The 16,871-nt window shown below is 68.4% G+C and carries 8 protein-coding genes, 3 rRNA genes and 1 pseudogene; 7 read left to right on the top strand and 5 right to left on the bottom strand.

Annotation, left to right across the window (positions count from 1 at the left end; all coding sequences use genetic code 11):
• Positions 1–40: 40 nt before the first annotated feature.
• From AC4IHM_RS20260 to rrf, 3 genes are all read left to right on the top strand, one after another.
• A 16S ribosomal RNA gene (locus AC4IHM_RS20260) occupies positions 41–1,567 on the top strand.
• A 283-nt stretch (positions 1,568–1,850) separates the two neighbouring features.
• Positions 1,851–4,972, top strand: a 23S ribosomal RNA gene (locus AC4IHM_RS20265).
• A 106-nt stretch (positions 4,973–5,078) separates the two neighbouring features.
• Positions 5,079–5,195: ribosomal RNA gene (rrf, locus tag AC4IHM_RS20270) — 5S ribosomal RNA — on the top strand.
• Together the 16S, 23S and 5S rRNA genes form the textbook arrangement of a ribosomal RNA operon.
• A gap of 97 nt (positions 5,196–5,292) precedes the next feature.
• On the opposite strand, the gene AC4IHM_RS20275 is transcribed toward rrf, so the two are convergent.
• From AC4IHM_RS20275 to AC4IHM_RS20295, 5 genes and pseudogenes are all read right to left on the bottom strand, one after another.
• Positions 5,293–6,603: a DUF58 domain-containing protein gene (locus AC4IHM_RS20275; protein WP_490868422.1), complete on the bottom strand. Its 1,311-nt coding sequence runs from the start codon at positions 6,601–6,603 to the stop codon at positions 5,293–5,295.
• Positions 6,603–7,596: pseudogene (locus tag AC4IHM_RS20280) on the bottom strand (AAA family ATPase). Before AC4IHM_RS20280 ends, AC4IHM_RS20275 begins: the two are co-directional and overlap by 1 nt.
• Positions 7,593–8,801 carry a DUF4350 domain-containing protein gene (locus tag AC4IHM_RS20285; RefSeq protein WP_490868423.1) on the bottom strand — a complete coding sequence of 403 codons (1,209 nt, stop codon included), beginning with the start codon at positions 8,799–8,801 and terminating at the stop codon, positions 7,593–7,595. Before AC4IHM_RS20285 ends, AC4IHM_RS20280 begins: the two are co-directional and overlap by 4 nt.
• Positions 8,798–9,550, bottom strand: coding sequence for a DUF4129 domain-containing protein (locus AC4IHM_RS20290; RefSeq protein WP_490868424.1), 753 nt, complete (start codon positions 9,548–9,550; stop codon positions 8,798–8,800). The genes AC4IHM_RS20285 and AC4IHM_RS20290 overlap by 4 nt, the downstream gene beginning before the upstream one ends.
• Positions 9,551–9,593: 43 nt before the next feature.
• Positions 9,594–10,940, bottom strand: a complete 1,347-nt coding sequence (locus AC4IHM_RS20295) for a DUF7847 domain-containing protein (RefSeq protein ID WP_490868425.1) — start codon at positions 10,938–10,940, stop codon at positions 9,594–9,596.
• Between the two features lie 140 nt (positions 10,941–11,080).
• Between AC4IHM_RS20295 and mtnA the strand changes: the two genes are divergently transcribed.
• From mtnA to AC4IHM_RS20315, 4 genes are read left to right on the top strand one after another with little or no spacing between them, the layout of a single operon-like run.
• A complete protein-coding gene (gene mtnA / locus AC4IHM_RS20300; RefSeq protein ID WP_490868426.1) occupies positions 11,081–12,223 on the top strand; it encodes an S-methyl-5-thioribose-1-phosphate isomerase in 1,143 nt (380 codons plus the stop codon).
• A 4-nt stretch (positions 12,224–12,227) separates the two neighbouring features.
• Positions 12,228–12,917, top strand: a complete 690-nt coding sequence (gene mtrA, locus AC4IHM_RS20305) for a two-component system response regulator MtrA (RefSeq protein WP_490868427.1) — start codon at positions 12,228–12,230, stop codon at positions 12,915–12,917.
• A gap of 1 nt (position 12,918) precedes the next feature.
• On the top strand, positions 12,919–14,979 hold the full coding sequence (mtrB, locus tag AC4IHM_RS20310) for an MtrAB system histidine kinase MtrB (RefSeq protein WP_490868428.1): 2,061 nt from the start codon (positions 12,919–12,921) through the stop codon (positions 14,977–14,979).
• Entirely contained in the window at positions 14,969–16,810 is a 1,842-nt protein-coding gene (locus tag AC4IHM_RS20315; RefSeq protein ID WP_490868429.1) for an LpqB family beta-propeller domain-containing protein, read from the top strand. The genes mtrB and AC4IHM_RS20315 overlap by 11 nt, the downstream gene beginning before the upstream one ends.
• The last annotated feature ends 61 nt before the right edge of the window (positions 16,811–16,871 follow it).

Raw genomic sequence — 16,871 nt, forward strand, 5'->3', positions numbered from 1 at the left:
TATTCCTCCGACTGTTCCGCTCCCGTGATGTTGGAAAGCATTCACGGAGAGTTTGATCCTGGCTCAGGACGAACGCTGGCGGCGTGCTTAACACATGCAAGTCGAACGATGAACCACTTCGGTGGGGATTAGTGGCGAACGGGTGAGTAACACGTGGGCAATCTGCCCTGCACTCTGGGACAAGCCCTGGAAACGGGGTCTAATACCGGATACTGACCTCCACGGGCATCTGTGGGGGTCGAAAGCTCCGGCGGTGCAGGATGAGCCCGCGGCCTATCAGCTTGTTGGTGAGGTAATGGCTCACCAAGGCGACGACGGGTAGCCGGCCTGAGAGGGCGACCGGCCACACTGGGACTGAGACACGGCCCAGACTCCTACGGGAGGCAGCAGTGGGGAATATTGCACAATGGGCGGAAGCCTGATGCAGCGACGCCGCGTGAGGGATGACGGCCTTCGGGTTGTAAACCTCTTTCAGCAGGGAAGAAGCGAAAGTGACGGTACCTGCAGAAGAAGCGCCGGCTAACTACGTGCCAGCAGCCGCGGTAATACGTAGGGCGCAAGCGTTGTCCGGAATTATTGGGCGTAAAGAGCTCGTAGGCGGCTTGTCGCGTCGGTTGTGAAAGCCCGGGGCTTAACCCCGGGTCTGCAGTCGATACGGGCAGGCTAGAGTTCGGTAGGGGAGATCGGAATTCCTGGTGTAGCGGTGAAATGCGCAGATATCAGGAGGAACACCGGTGGCGAAGGCGGATCTCTGGGCCGATACTGACGCTGAGGAGCGAAAGCGTGGGGAGCGAACAGGATTAGATACCCTGGTAGTCCACGCCGTAAACGGTGGGCACTAGGTGTGGGCAACATTCCACGTTGTCCGTGCCGCAGCTAACGCATTAAGTGCCCCGCCTGGGGAGTACGGCCGCAAGGCTAAAACTCAAAGGAATTGACGGGGGCCCGCACAAGCGGCGGAGCATGTGGCTTAATTCGACGCAACGCGAAGAACCTTACCAAGGCTTGACATACACCGGAAACGGCCAGAGATGGTCGCCCCCTTGTGGTCGGTGTACAGGTGGTGCATGGCTGTCGTCAGCTCGTGTCGTGAGATGTTGGGTTAAGTCCCGCAACGAGCGCAACCCTTGTCCCGTGTTGCCAGCAAGCCCTTCGGGGTGTTGGGGACTCACGGGAGACCGCCGGGGTCAACTCGGAGGAAGGTGGGGACGACGTCAAGTCATCATGCCCCTTATGTCTTGGGCTGCACACGTGCTACAATGGCCGGTACAATGAGCTGCGATACCGTGAGGTGGAGCGAATCTCAAAAAGCCGGTCTCAGTTCGGATTGGGGTCTGCAACTCGACCCCATGAAGTCGGAGTCGCTAGTAATCGCAGATCAGCATTGCTGCGGTGAATACGTTCCCGGGCCTTGTACACACCGCCCGTCACGTCACGAAAGTCGGTAACACCCGAAGCCGGTGGCCCAACCCCTTGTGGGAGGGAGCTGTCGAAGGTGGGACTGGCGATTGGGACGAAGTCGTAACAAGGTAGCCGTACCGGAAGGTGCGGCTGGATCACCTCCTTTCTAAGGAGCACATGGCCGACTGCAAGCGCATGTCTTGCACGGTTGCTCATGGGTGGAACGTTGACTATTCGGTCCGGATTCGGGCCGGTGGCTGTCAGTACTGCTCTTCGGAGTGTGGAAGGCATGATCATCGGACGGGTTTGGGCCGGGCACGCTGTTGGGTGTCTGAGGGTATGGCCGTGAGGCTGCCTCAGTTGCCGGCCCCAGTGAACTTGTCGTGAGTGGCAGGGTGATGGGTGGTTGGTCGTTGTTTGAGAACTGCACAGTGGACGCGAGCATCTGTGGCCAAGTTTTTAAGGGCGCACGGTGGATGCCTTGGCACCAGGAACCGATGAAGGACGTGGGAGGCCACGATAGGCCCCGGGGAGTCGTCAACCAGGCTTTGATCCGGGGGTGTCCGAATGGGGAAACCCGGCAGTCGTCATGGGCTGTCACCCGCTGCTGAACACATAGGCAGTGTGGAGGGAACGCGGGGAAGTGAAACATCTCAGTACCCGCAGGAAGAGAAAACAACCGTGATTCCGGGAGTAGTGGCGAGCGAAACCGGATGAGGCCAAACCGTATGCGTGTGAGACCCGGCAGGGGTTGCGTGTGCGGGGTTGTGGGATCTCTCTTTTACGGTCTGCCGGCCGTGAGACGAGTCAGAAACCGTTGATGTAGGCGAAGGACATGCGAAAGGTCCGGCGTAGAGGGTAAGACCCCCGTAGTCGAAACATGAGCGGCTCGTTTGAGAGACACCCAAGTAGCACGGGGCCCGAGAAATCCCGTGTGAATCTGGCGGGACCACCCGTTAAGCCTAAATATTCCCTGGTGACCGATAGCGGATAGTACCGTGAGGGAATGGTGAAAAGTACCGCGGGAGCGGAGTGAAATAGTACCTGAAACCGTGTGCCTACAAGCCGTGGGAGCGTCGGGCATCAAGTTTGCTTGGTGTCTCGTGACTGCGTGCCTTTTGAAGAATGAGCCTGCGAGTTTGCGGTGTGTTGCGAGGTTAACCCGGGTGGGGTAGCCGTAGCGAAAGCGAGTCCTAAGAGGGCGTTTGAGTAGCACGCTCAAGACCCGAAGCGGAGTGATCTAGCCATGGGCAGGTTGAAGCGGCTGTAAGAGGTCGTGGAGGACCGAACCCACCAGGGTTGAAAACCTGGGGGATGACCTGTGGTTAGGGGTGAAAGGCCAATCAAACTCCGTGATAGCTGGTTCTCCCCGAAATGCATTTAGGTGCAGCGTCGTGTGTTTCTTGCCGGAGGTAGAGCACTGGATAGGCGATGGGCCCTACCGGGTTACTGACCTTAGCCAAACTCCGAATGCCGGTAAGTGAGAGCGCGGCAGTGAGACTGTGGGGGATAAGCTCCATGGTCGAGAGGGAAACAGCCCAGAGCATCGACTAAGGCCCCTAAGCGTACGCTAAGTGGGAAAGGATGTGGAGTCGCACAGACAACCAGGAGGTTGGCTTAGAAGCAGCCATCCTTGAAAGAGTGCGTAATAGCTCACTGGTCTAGTGATTCCGCGCCGACAATGTAGCGGGGCTCAAGCGTACCGCCGAAGTCGTGTCATTGCAGCAATACGGCTAACGCTGGCTGTGATGGGTAGGGGAGCGTCGTGTGCCGGGTGAAGCAGCCGTGGAAGCGAGTTGTGGACGGTTCACGAGTGAGAATGCAGGCATGAGTAGCGATACAAACGTGGGAAACGTTTGCGCCGATTGACTAAGGGTTCCTGGGTCAAGCTGATCTGCCCAGGGTAAGTCGGGACCTAAGGCGAGGCCGACAGGCGTAGTCGATGGATAACCGGTTGATATTCCGGTACCCGCTGTAGAGCGTCAGACATCGAGCATCGTGATGCTAAGGCCGTGAAGCCGCCCTGGAGCCTTCGGGTGAAGGGGAGTGGTGGAGCCGCTGAACCGAGCGGTTAGTAGGTGAGTGATGGGGTGACGCAGGAAGGTAGTCCATCCCGGGCGGTGGTTGTCCCGGGGTAAGGGTGTAGCCCGTCATCCAGGTAAATCCGGGTGGCATGTGGGTGAGACCTGATGCCGAGCCGATTGTGGTGAAGTGGATGATCCTATGCTGTCGAGAAAAGCCTCTAGCGAGTTTTATGGCGGCCCGTACCCTAAACCGACTCAGGTGGTCAGGTAGAGAATACCGAGGCGTTCGGGTGAACTATGGTTAAGGAACTCGGCAAAATGCCCCCGTAACTTCGGGAGAAGGGGGGCCACACCTGGTGATGATCTTTACGGTCTGAGCTGGGGGTGGCCGCAGAGACCAGCGAGAAGCGACTGTTTACTAAAAACACAGGTCCGTGCGAAGCCGTAAGGCGATGTATACGGACTGACGCCTGCCCGGTGCTGGAACGTTAAGGGGACCGGTTAGTCATATTTCGGTGTGGCGAAGCTGAGAACTTAAGCGCCAGTAAACGGCGGTGGTAACTATAACCATCCTAAGGTAGCGAAATTCCTTGTCGGGTAAGTTCCGACCTGCACGAATGGCGTAACGACTTCTCGACTGTCTCAACCATAGGCCCGGTGAAATTGCACTACGAGTAAAGATGCTCGTTTCGCGCAGCAGGACGGAAAGACCCCGGGACCTTTACTACAGTTTGATATTGGTGTTCGGTTCGGCTTGTGTAGGATAGCTGGGAGACTGTGAACTTTGGACGCCAGTTCAGGGGGAGTCGTCGTTGAAATACCAGTCTGGTCGTGCTGGATGTCTAACCTGGGTCCGTGATCCGGATCAGGGACAGTGTCTGATGGGTAGTTTAACTGGGGCGGTTGCCTCCTAAAGAGTAACGGAGGCGCCCAAAGGTTCCCTCAGCCTGGTTGGTAATCAGGTGTTGAGTGTAAGTGCACAAGGGAGCTTGACTGTGAGACCGACGGGTCGAGCAGGGACGAAAGTCGGGACTAGTGATCCGGCGGTGGCTTGTGGAAGCGCCGTCGCTCAACGGATAAAAGGTACCCCGGGGATAACAGGCTGATCTTCCCCAAGAGTCCATATCGACGGGATGGTTTGGCACCTCGATGTCGGCTCGTCGCATCCTGGGGCTGGAGTCGGTCCCAAGGGTTGGGCTGTTCGCCCATTAAAGCGGTACGCGAGCTGGGTTTAGAACGTCGTGAGACAGTTCGGTCCCTATCCGCTGTGCGCGTAGGAGTCTTGAGAAGGGCTGTCCCTAGTACGAGAGGACCGGGACGGACGAACCTCTGGTGTGCCAGTTGTCCTGCCAAGGGCATGGCTGGTTGGCTACGTTCGGGAGGGATAACCGCTGAAAGCATCTAAGCGGGAAGCCTGCTTCGAGATGAGGGCTCCCACCCACTTGATGGGGTAAGGCTCCCAGTAGACGACTGGGTTGATAGGCCGGATCTGGAAGCACCGTGAGGTGTGGAGGTGACCGGTACTAATAGGCCGAGGGCTTGTCCTCAGTTGCTCGCGTCCACTGTGTTAGTTCTGAGACAACGAACAGTTGTCGGCTTTCGAGCTGAACAGACAATTAAAGAGTGTGCTTGTTCGCTCGAAACCATTAGGGTTTCGGTGGTCATGGCGTAGGGGAAACGCCCGGTTACATTTCGAACCCGGAAGCTAAGCCTTACAGCGCCGATGGTACTGCAGGGGGGACCCTGTGGGAGAGTAGGACGCCGCCGAACAATTATTGCGAGGAAACCCCGCACCGGAAACGGTGCGGGGTTTTCTGCGTTTCAGGGGTGGTTCAAATGCGTGCGGGGTTCTTTTCACCCCGCCCGCTCATAGACGGCCTGCTGCCTTCAGTTCCAGATAGGCGTCGGCGAGCGCCGGAGCCAGCTCGTCCGGGGTCGCGTCGACGACCGTGACGCCGTGCCTACGGAGCTGGTCCCCGATGCGTCGGCGTTCCTCCTGGGCCTGTGCGGCCGCCGCGGCCTCGTAGACGGCGTCCGTGTGACCGCGGGCCTCGGCCATTCCGGCGATGTGCGGGTCTGCCACCGAAGCCAGCAGGACAGTGTGGCGCTGAGTCAGTTGTGGCAGGACGGGGAGCAGCCCTTCTTCGATCGGCGCCGCGTCGAGTGTGGTGAGCAGGACGATCAGAGAGCGGCGAGGAGCCGACCGGAGGACGGTGGCGGCGAGACCGCCGGCGTCCATCTCGACGAGTTCCGGTTCCAGGGTCGCCATCGTGTTGACCAGGGAAGGGAGTACGTCCCCTGCCGTGCGGCCCCGCACGAGAGCGCGTACCCGCCGGTCGTATGCGAGAAGGTCGACGCGGTCACCGGCGCGGGAGGCCAGAGCGGCCAGCAGGAGCGCGGCATCCATGGACGCGTCGAGGCGGGGGGCGTCGTCCACACGGCCGGCCGAGGTGCGGCCGGTGTCGAGGACGAGCAGGATGTGCCGGTCGCGTTCGGGGCGCCAGGTACGTACGGCGACGGTGGACTGGCGTGCCGTCGCCCGCCAGTCGATGGAGCGGGTGTCGTCGCCGGGAACGTACTCGCGCAGGCTGTCGAACTCCGTGCCCTCTCCTCGGGTGAGCACGCTGGTGCGACCGTCGAGTTCTCGCAGCCGGGACAGCTTGGACGGCAGGTGCTTGCGGCTGGTGAACGCAGGCAGGACGCGTACCGTCCAGGGGACCCGGTGAGTGCCCTGGCGGGCGAAGAGCCCCAGCGGACCGTACGAGCGGATCGTGACGCGGTCGGCCTGGCGGTCGCCCCGCCGGGTGGGCCGCAGACGGGTGGTCACGCGTCGGCGTTCGCCCGCGGGCACCGTCAGGCGGTGGCGGGAGGCCGCGGTCTCCGTGCCTGGCCGCCAGCTGCTCGGCGGCCAGGCGTCGCGGAGACGGGCTCGGAGCGGACGGTTGGACGGGTTGGTGACCGTCAGGGTGACGTCGGCGGTCTCGCCCAGGCGTGCGGAGGTGTCGCCGGAGCGGGTCAGGAGCAGGCGTCGTACCGGGGCGGCCAGGGCGAAGTCGCAGGCGCAGGCCGCGGCCAGCGGGGCGTTGACCGCGAGGAGGCCCGTCCAGCCGGGCTCCCAGATGCCGATGGGTACGGAGCCGAGGGCCGCGATGAGCGCGGCGCGTCCGGTGAGTGCCATCAGCGGGGGACGGGGACGTGGGCGAGGATCGCGTTGATGACGGAATCCGTGGTCACGCCCTCCATCTCGGCCTCCGGGCGGAGCTGGACGCGGTGCCGGAGGGTGGGCAGGGCCAGGGCCTTCACGTCGTCGGGGGTGACGTAGTCGCGACCCGTCAGCCAGGCCCACGCGCGGGCGGTCGAGAGCAGCGCCGTGGCTCCGCGCGGGGAGACGCCGAGGGTGAGGGACGGCGACTCGCGGGTGGCACGGCAGAACGTCGACGACGTAGGCGGTGATCTCGGGGGAGACGGTGGTCTTGGCGACCTCGGCGCGGGCGGCGTCCAGATCGGCGGCGGTCGCGACGGGGCGCACGCCAGCGGCGTGCAGGTCGCGCGGGTTGAAGCCGGCGGCGTGGCGGGTGAGGACGTCGATCTCGTCCTGGCGGGAGGGGAGAGGGACGGTGAGTTTGAGGAGGAAGCGGTCGAGCTGGGCTTCCGGGAGGGGGTAGGTGCCCTCGTACTCGACCGGGTTCTGGGTGGCCGCGACGAGGAAGGGCTCGGGAAGCGGGCGGGGCGTGCCGTCCACCGTGACCTGGCGTTCCTCCATGGCTTCCAGGAGGGACGACTGGGTCTTCGGGGGCGTGCGGTTGATCTCGTCGGCGAGCAGCAGGTTGGTGAAGGCCGGGCCGGGCTGGAAGGAGAACTCCGCGGTGCGGGCATCGTAGACCAGCGAGCCGGTCACGTCGCTCGGCATCAGGTCGGGGGTGAACTGGACGCGCTTGGTGTCGAGTTCGGTGGCCGCGGCGAGGGCACGGACGAGGAGTGTCTTGGCGACTCCGGGGACGCCTTCCAGCAGGACGTGGCCGCGGCACAGGAGCGCTACGACGAGGCCGGTCACGGCGGCGTCCTGGCCGACCACGGCCTTGGCGATCTCGGCGCGCAGGGACTCGAGGGCGGCGCGGGCATTGCCCGGGGCCCCGGTCCGCCCCGCGTTGTCAGTGGTCGGGTCCATCATGGACGGCGTACCTCTCTTTCGAGGGCGTCGAGTTGGTCGGCGAGTGCGATGAGGGCCGCGTCGTCGCCGGGCGGCGGGCCGAAGAGGAGGGTGTGCAGGCACTGTCCGTCGCCGTGGAGGTGGGCGGACAGCGCGGGGAGCAGGGCCTCGGGCGAGTGAGCCTGGGCGACGGAGACGCCTGTGAGGGGGGCGAGGCGGGTGCGGGTGGCGGAGCGAAGAGCACTGGCCGCGCGGTCGCGGGCGTTCGCCTTCCGGTAGAGGCGGGCGCGGCCTTCGACGGTTTCGGAGGCGCGGATCGCCACGGGGAGTTTCTCGGGCACCAGGGGGCCGAGCCGGCGTGCCCGCCACAGGGCCGCGAGGGCCGCGGCGACGAAGAGTTGCAGGGTGCCCCAGAGCCAGCCGGAGGGGAGCAGGTCGAAGAAGCCGCGTTCGTCGTCCGGGGTGGTGGTGTCGGAGAGCGAGGGGAGGTACCAGACCAGGTGGTCGCGGGAGCCGAGGAGTTGGAGGGCGAGGGAGGCGTTGCCGTGCTCGGCGAGGTGGTTGTTGCGGAGGATGTAGGGGGCGCCGAGGACGACGGTGTCGCCCGGGGTGCCGTCCTGGGGCGCCTGTCCGGAGGGGTCGGGTATGCGCAGCAGCGTGGCCAGGCGCCGGCTGGGGTAGCAGGCGTCGGCCTCGACGTGGGCGGTGTAGCGGACGCCGCCCGTGTCGGCGGTGCCCGCGCGCCGGGCGGCGGGCAGGTCGCAGGCGGGGGCCAGTGTCGAGTCGAAGCTGAGCGCCGGGTCGGCGGTGACACCGGGGGCGAGCCGTTCGACGGCCGGGCCGCCGGGGGCCACGAGGACGGTGCGGCCACCGGAGCCGGTGACCGCGGAGTGCAGTCGCGTCTGCTGGCGCTCGGTCAGGAGGTCGGGGACGGCGACCAGCAGGGTGGTGTCCGGGCCGACGGCGGCGCGTGCGTCGTCCAGGGTGTTGACCACGCGCGTGGACACCCCCCGGTCGGCCAGGAGTTCCGCGACGGCTCGGCTGCCGTTGGGGTCGGCGGAGCGCGGGTCGAGTTCGCCGTGCCGGGCGTCGGAGCGGACGACGGCGATCGCGACGGCCCCGACGAGCAGCACGACGAGCGCGAGTGCGACGCCCCGCGCGCGTGTCCACAGCTGGCGGGCGGTGGGCGAGGCCGAGGTGGTGGCGGGCGTGGCCTCGGTGGTCATCCGGCGGCTCCCCGGCGGGTGTCGCGGTCCGTGTCGTCGGCGTGGCCGCCTGCCGTGCTGCCCGCCAGGTGCGGCTTGCTGCGCTCCAGGTCGCGGTCGAGTTCGGTGAGGCGCCGGTACGACTGCTCGGTGCCGGGGCGGCCGCCGTATGTGATGTCGTCGAAGTCCCGTGCGGCGGCGCGCAGCCGGGTGCCGTGGGCGGGCAGGGCGCGGCCGGCCTCGGTGGCGGCCTCGTCGGCGGTGCGGCCGGGGCGGATGTCGAGCAGGGCGCGTTCCTCCAGAGCGCGGACGACGGCCCGCATGCGTTCCTGGACGGCCTGGTTCCAGTGGCCCTGGGCGGCGTGTGCCTGGGCGGCGGCGCGGTGGTCGGCCGCGCTGCGGGGGCGGTCGTCGAAGAGGGCGGGGGCCGAGGCGGGCCGGCGGCGCGGGGTGCCGAGGCGCCACCAGAGCGCGCCGAGCACCGCGAGGACGGCCACGATGACGACGACCAGGCCGAGTGTTCCGCCGGGGGTCGCGTCGGCCGCGCTGCTGAACAGCTCGCCGATCCAGTCCCAGAAGGCGTTCAGGGCCCGCTGGAACCAGCTGGGGTCGTTCTCGTGGTACATGCGCTTGGACAGTTCGTCCCGCGCGGCCTTCCGCGCGGGATCGCGCGGAATCGTCACCGGTGGTTCGTCGCTCGCGCGCGACAGTGCCGGTACGAAGGTGTCGCCGGCGCGCGCCGCCGTCCGTACGGCGGCGCGCGACAGCACCTCTGTGACCTGTGTGAGAACTCCCCCCGCCGGGCTCACCGCATCAGCTCCCCGGGACGGCGCCGGGAGCCGCGGTGCCCTGGGCGCCTGCGGCGCGGACCAGTTCGAGGTCGAGGGCCTCGCGGCGGATGCGCTGGTCGATGTAGAGCAGCACGGCGACGCCCGCCGTGATCGGGAAGGTGATCATGGAGCCGATCACCGAGCCGATGCCGCTGACGATGAGGAAGGTCCAGCCGAGATCCCCGGTGCCCTCCAGGAAGCCGCCGATGCCGTCGCCGCCGAGGGCCGCCGCGAGGAAGGCGAAGGGGATGACGATGATCGACGCGACGACGTTGGCGATGATCGTGGCGAGCAACTGGATGCCGAAGACCCGCCACCAGGAGCCGCGCACCAGCTTCACGGAGCGGCCCATCGCCTTCTTGATGCCCTGCTTCTCCAGCATCAGCGCGGGGGACGCCAGCGAGAGGCGCACCATGAGCCACACCGAGACGACGCCGCCCGCCATGAAGCCGAGGATCGTCAGGGCCAGGCCCGCGTCGCCGCCGGCCGCGGCCGTGACGAGGAGACCGGGGGTCATGCCGGCCGCGATGATGCCGAAGACGATGAGCAGCAGCAGGATGATCAGGCCGAACAGCTTCAGCACCTGGGGGCGGGCGTCCCGCCAGGCCTCGCCGGCGGTGACCGGCCTGCCGAGTACGGCGCGGCTGGTGACCGTCGTGAGCAGGGCGGTGGCCAGGACGGTGCCGATCAGGGAGATCAGGAAGACGACGCCCGAGTTGATCGTGGTGTCGGCCAGGGCGTCGCCCAGTTCGCTCAGGGTGGCGTCGGGGTCGTTGAGGGCCTCGGTGCCGGTGCTGTCCAGGACCAGGCCCTGGAGCAGTACGACGATGACCTCGGTGAAGACGGCGACGGTCAGCGAGATGCCGAGGACCGTGCGCCAGTGGGCGCGCATGGTGGAGACCGCGCCGTCGAGGATCTCGCCGACGCCGAGGGGGCGGAGCGGGATCACGCCGGGCTTGGCCGCGGGCGGCGGACCGCCCCAGCCGCCTCCCCAGCCGCCGGGGGCGCCGTAGCCTCCGCCCCGGCCGCCGTACCCGCCCCAGCCGCCTCCGGGAGGACCGGGGGGCGGGGCGCCCCAGCCTGGGCCGGGCGGTGGGGGAGGCGGGGGCTGGGCGGGGTCCGCGGGGCCGGTGGGTGCGGACCACTGGCCGGGGGCCGGCTGTTCCTTGGACCACTTCGTGCCGGGGCTCGTCGGTTCCGCACCCGGCCGGTCCGCGGCCCGGCCGGGGCCGCCGGGGCGGTCGGCGGGCTCGGCGGGGCCCGACGTGCCGGGCTCCCGTCCGTCGGACGGGGCGGATCCGGGCGAGGTCCAGCCCGGAGTGTCGTTCATCGTCGCTCCTTCACGGTGCCCGTCCGCGGTCGCGGTGGCAGGTTGGCAGCCATCGTGCCATGGGGCGGTCGGGTGCGGACCGGGCACGGTCTGGGCTGCGCGCCTTCAATGGTCCGTCGCAGACGGGGCAGACTGAACGTATGGCTGATCAGTACGCGCACAGCGGCGAGAACAAGCGGCCGACCGAGATCCCGGCACTGCGCTGGGAAGAACCCCCCGAGGGCCCTGTGCTGGTCCTGCTCGACCAGACCAGGCTGCCGGCCGAGGAGGTCGAGCTGGTCTGCACGGACGCGTCCGCGCTGGTGGAGGCGATCCGTTCGCTTGCGGTGCGCGGGGCGCCGCTGCTCGGCATCGCGGGCGCCTACGGGGTCGCGCTCGCCGCCGTGCGGGGCTTCGAGGTGGAGGAGGCCGCGGTCGCGCTGGCGGCGGCCCGTCCGACCGCGGTGAATCTCGCCGTCGGGGTGCGCCGGGCACAGGCCGCCCACCAGGAGGCGCTGGCCAGGACCGGTGACACCCGGCAGGCGGGCGCGGCGGCACTGGCCGCGGCGCGGGCGCTGCACCGGGAGGACGCCGAGGCCAGCGCGCGGATGGCCGTGCACGGACTGGCGCTGCTGGACGAGCTGCTGCCCGCCGGCGGACACCGCGTCCTCACGCACTGCAACACCGGCTCGCTGGTGTCGGGCGGTGAGGGGACCGCCTTCGCGGTGGCGCTCGCGGCACACCGGTCGGGGCGGCTGCGACGCCTGTGGGTGGACGAAACGCGTCCCTTGCTGCAAGGTGCTCGCCTGACGGCATACGAGGCGGCCCGCAACGACATGGCGTACACCTTGCTCACCGACAACGCGGCGGGTTCGCTGTTCGCGGCGGGCGAGGTGGACGCCGTGCTGGTCGGCGCGGACCGCATCGCGGCCGACGGTTCGGTGGCGAACAAGGTGGGGAGCTATCCGCTCGCGGTGCTCGCGCGGTACCACCACGTACCGTTCATCGTGGTGGCACCCGTCACAACGGTGGATCCGGACACGCCGGACGGGGCGTCCATCGAGGTGGAACAGCGCCCCGGATATGAAGTGACCGAGGTCACAGCACCCCAGGTGCCGGTGACGGGAGCGGGAGGCGGGATTCCGGTGGCACCCCTGGGGACCCAGGCGTACAACCCGGCGTTCGACGTGACTCCGCCCGAACTGGTGACGGCGATCGTCACCGAGGAGGGCGCGGTTTCGCCCGTGACGACCGAGGCCCTGGCGGAGCTGTGTGCCAGGTCACGCCAGGTAACGATTAGCTAATGGGATGATGTCGTTTATGAAGGGACGAGTCCTTGTCGTCGACGACGACACCGCACTGGCCGAGATGCTCGGCATTGTGCTGCGTGGTGAGGGTTTTGAGCCATCGTTCGTAGCCGACGGTGACAAGGCGCTGGCCGCCTTCCGGGAGGCCAAGCCCGACCTGGTGCTGCTCGACCTGATGCTGCCCGGTCGGGACGGCATCGAGGTGTGCCGCCTGATCAGGGCGGAGTCGGGGGTGCCGATCGTGATGTTGACGGCGAAGAGCGACACCGTCAACGTCGTGGTGGGGCTGGAGTCGGGTGCCGACGACTACATCGTGAAGCCGTTCAAGCCGAAGGAGTTGGTGGCCCGTATCAGGGCGCGTCTCAGGAGGTCCGAGGAACCGGCGCCGGAGCAGCTCGCCATAGGCGACCTGGTCATCGACGTGGCCGGTCACTCCGTGAAGCGGGACGGGCAGTCGATCGCGCTGACGCCGCTGGAGTTCGACCTGCTGGTGGCGCTGGCCCGCAAGCCGTGGCAGGTGTTCACGCGCGAGGTGCTCCTGGAGCAGGTCTGGGGCTACCGGCACGCCGCCGACACCCGGCTGGTCAACGTGCATGTGCAGCGGCTGCGCTCCAAGGTCGAGAAGGACCCGGAGAAGCCGGAGATCGTGGTGACCGTCCGCGGCGTCGGTTACAAGGCCGGACCGAGCTGACGTGACCGGGGACAGTGCCGCTTCGGCGTCCGGGTCCGGGGCCCGCGCCGGACGGCCTGTCGGCCACCCGCCCGCAGGCTCGCGCCTCGGCGTCCTGCTGGAGAGCGGGCTGCTGCACGGCGGGGTGCAGGGCAGCCCGGTGCTCCGTCTGTTCGCGCGCTGGGTGCGCCGTCCACTGCTGCCCGTCATGCGGCTGTGGCGGCGCAACATCCAGCTCAAGGTCGTCGTCACCACACTGCTGATGTCGCTGGGCGTGGTGCTGCTGCTGGGCTTCGTGGTGATCGGACAGGTCCGCAACGGACTGCTGGACGCCAAGGTGAAGGCGTCCCAGAGCCAGGCCACCGGTGGGTTCACGGCGGCCAAGCAGAAGGCCGAGGAGGCGGCGAGCACCGACGGCGACGACAACACGCCGGCGGACGGCCGCCCCTCGCAGAACGTCATCCAGTGGATGAGCGAACTGGTGAAGTCGCTCTCCAGCGGCGGCCAGGGCGCCTTCGACGTGGTCACCCTCCCCATGGGCGGGGACAGCGGCAGCGGGCGCGGCCCGCGCGCCTCCGGCCTGGTCGACTGGTCCGCCAGCGTTCCCGAGAACCTGCGGGTGCGCATCGACGGCAGTACCGCGGCGGCCCAGAGCTACACCCGCATCGTCTACAACTCCGACCAGGACTCCCAGCCCGGACTGGTCATCGGCAAGCAGGTCAACGACCCGAACGGCGAGCCGTACCAGCTGTACTACCTCTTCCCGCTCACGCAGGAGGAGAAGTCGCTCAGCCTGGTCAGGGGCACACTGGCGACGGCCGGGCTCTTCGTCGTCGTCCTGCTCGGGGCCATCGCCTGGCTGGTGGTGCGCCAGGTCGTCACGCCCGTGCGGATGGCGGCGAGCATCGCCGAGCGGCTGTCCGCGGGTCGGCTCCAGGAGCGTATGAAGGTCACCGGCGAGGACGACATCGCCCGCCTCGGCGAGGCCTTCAACAAGATGGCGCAGAACCTCCAGCTCAAGATCAGCCAGCTGGAGGACCTGTCGCGGATGCAGCGGAGGTTCGTCTCCGACGTGTCGCACGAGCTGCGGACGCCGCTGACGACCGTACGGATGGCCGCCGATGTCATCCACGACGCGCGCGTGGACTTCGATCCGGTGACCGCGCGGTCGGCCGAGCTGCTCGCCGACCAGCTGGACCGGTTCGAGACGCTGCTCGCGGACCTGCTGGAGATCAGCCGCTTCGACGCGGGCGCCGCCGCGCTGGAGGCGGAGCCGATAGACCTCAGAGAAGTCGTACGGCGGGTCGTCAGCGGGGCCGAACCGCTCGCCGAGCGCAAGGGCACCCGGATACGTGTCGTCGGCGACCAGCAGCCCGTCGTCGCCGAGGCGGACGCCCGGCGGGTGGAGCGTGTGCTGCGCAACCTCGTCGTCAACGCCGTCGAGCACGGCGAGGGCAACAACGTCGTCGTGAAGCTCGCCGCGGCCGGCGGCGCGGTCGCCGTCGCGGTGCGCGACTACGGCGTCGGGCTCAAGCCGGGCGAGGCCACCCGGGTCTTCAGCCGCTTCTGGCGGGCCGACCCGGCACGCGCGCGTACCACCGGCGGTACGGGGCTGGGGCTGTCGATCGCCCTGGAGGACGCCCGGCTGCACGGCGGCTGGCTGCAGGCCTGGGGCGAGGCGGGCGGTGGCTCGCAGTTCCGGCTGACGCTGCCCAGGACCGCGGACGAGCCCCTGCGCGGCTCGCCGATACCCCTGGAGCCGACGGACTCGCGGCGCAACCGCGGGCTCAGCGACGCGGGCCTCAACGACACCGCGCACGGTGCGGACGGGGCGGCGGACGTCCCGGCACAGGCGTCGCGGGCACCCCAGGTGTCCGCCCGGGACCCGATACCCAACCGGTCGGCCGCGGCGGCCCCCACGGCCGATCCGACGGCACTGCCCGGCAACGGCGCGCGCGTGGTGGCGAGGCCGGTGTCGGGCGCCCGGAGCCAGGACGAACGGCCCGCGCCCGAGGCGGCGAGCCGCCCGGACGCCGAGCCGGAGGACTCGAGCAGGCAAGGGGAGGCATCTCGTGGGCGCTGACCGCGAGAGGGGCGGTCGGCGGGTGCCGGCGCGCGTGGTGGCGTTCACCGTCTGCGGCGGCGTCCTGCTGGCCGGATGTGCGTCCATGCCCGACAGCGGGGATCTGCGCGGGGTGGAGTCCACGCCCCGGCAGGACCCGCAGGTGCGGGTGTTCGCGATGCCGCCGCGCGAGGACGCCCCGCCCTCCGACATCGTGCAGGGCTTCCTGGAGGCGCTGACCAGCGACGACCCGCACTATGAGACGGCGCGCACGTATCTGACCGGGGACGCCGCGAAGAACTGGCGGCCGGACCGGTCCGCGACGGTGCTCGCGGGCGGGCCGGGCACCGAGTCCGACCACTCGGGCAGCCGCGAGGACGCCAACGACTACTCGGTCATCCTGACCGGCACCAAGGTTGCCACGGTGGACGCGCAGCAGTCGTACTCGCCTGCCGACGGCTCCTACCGCACGTCGGTGCACCTCACCCGGGACGGCAAGAGCGGGCAGTGGCGCATCGACGCGCTGCCCCAGGGCGTCGTCATGGGCAAGTCGGACTTCCAGCGCAACTACATGTCGGTCAACCGCTACTACTTCGCCTCGAACACCGCGGTGAAGGCCGAGGCCGGCACCAGCCGGCAGCCGGCGGCCGTCGCCGACCCCGTCTACGTGCGCCGGCGCGTGGACCCCATGACGCAGGTGGTGCGTTCTTTGATCAGCGGTCCGACGAGCCTGCTCGGACCCGTGGTCAGGTCGAGTTTCCCGACCGGAACGGCGCTGGCGAAGAACGTCGTCTCGCTGACGCCCGACGACCACAACAGGCTGACCGTGCCGCTGAACGACAAGGTGGCGCGGGCCGGGGCCGACAAGTGCGACGAGATGGCCGCCCAGCTCCTGTTCACGTTGCAGAACCTCACCCCGGCGGTGGACGAGGTCGAACTGCGCTCGGGCGGTGAGCAACTGTGCTCGCTCACCGAGGACCGGGCCGAGACGGTGGCGACGCGCGGCTCCGCCCAGCGGCCCGACTACCTGTACTTCGTCGACGAGGAGGACCGCCTGGCGCGGATCGCCGCGGGCGGCAACGCGACCCGGGCGGAACCCGTGCCCGGTCCGCTGGGCGAGGGCGAGACGGCTCTGCGGTCGGTGGCGGTGGCGCGCGACGAGCACAGCGCGGCCGGGCTCGGGCTCGACAGCAAGTCGCTGTACGTCGGCTCGCTGGTGCCGGGGGGTTCGCTCGGCGACCCCGTGCTGGTCAGCAAGGGCAAGGCGGAGACCGACCGGCTGACGCCGCCCAGCTGGGACGCGCAGGGCGACCTGTGGACGGCCGACCGCGACCCGGCCGCTCCGCGCCTGCTGTTCCTGAAGCAGGGCGCGGGTGAGCCGGTGGAGGTGCGCACACCGGGCCTCGACGGGCGGATCCAGGCCGTGCGGGTGGCGGCCGACGGGGTGCGGATCGCGCTCGTCGTGGAGAAGGACGGCAAGCGGTCGCTGCTCATCGGGCGGATCGAACGGGACGCGAGGGACGGCGAACCGGCCGCGGTCACCGTCCTCGAACTGCGCTCCGCGACCCCCGAGCTGGAGGAGGTCACGGCCATGTCGTGGGCCGGTGACAGCCGGCTCGTGGTGGTCGGGCGCGAGCGCGGCGGCGTCCAGCAGATCGGATACGTCCAGGTCGACGGCTCCACGCCGGAGGCTTCGGTGCCCGCGGCTCTGACCGGCGTGAAGGAGATCGCGGCGACCGAGGACGAGCGGCTGCCGCTCGTGGCGTACTCGGAGGACGTGATCGTCCGGCTGCCGTCCGGGTCGCAGTGGCAGAAGGTGACGGAGGGGAGCGCGCCGGTCTATCCGGGGTGACGCGGACGGCTGTTCCGGGAGCGGGCGTTCACTCGTGAGAGGGATGCGCGGCGGGCGGCGG

It is taken from the genome of Streptomyces sp. SL06 (assembly GCF_058244745.1).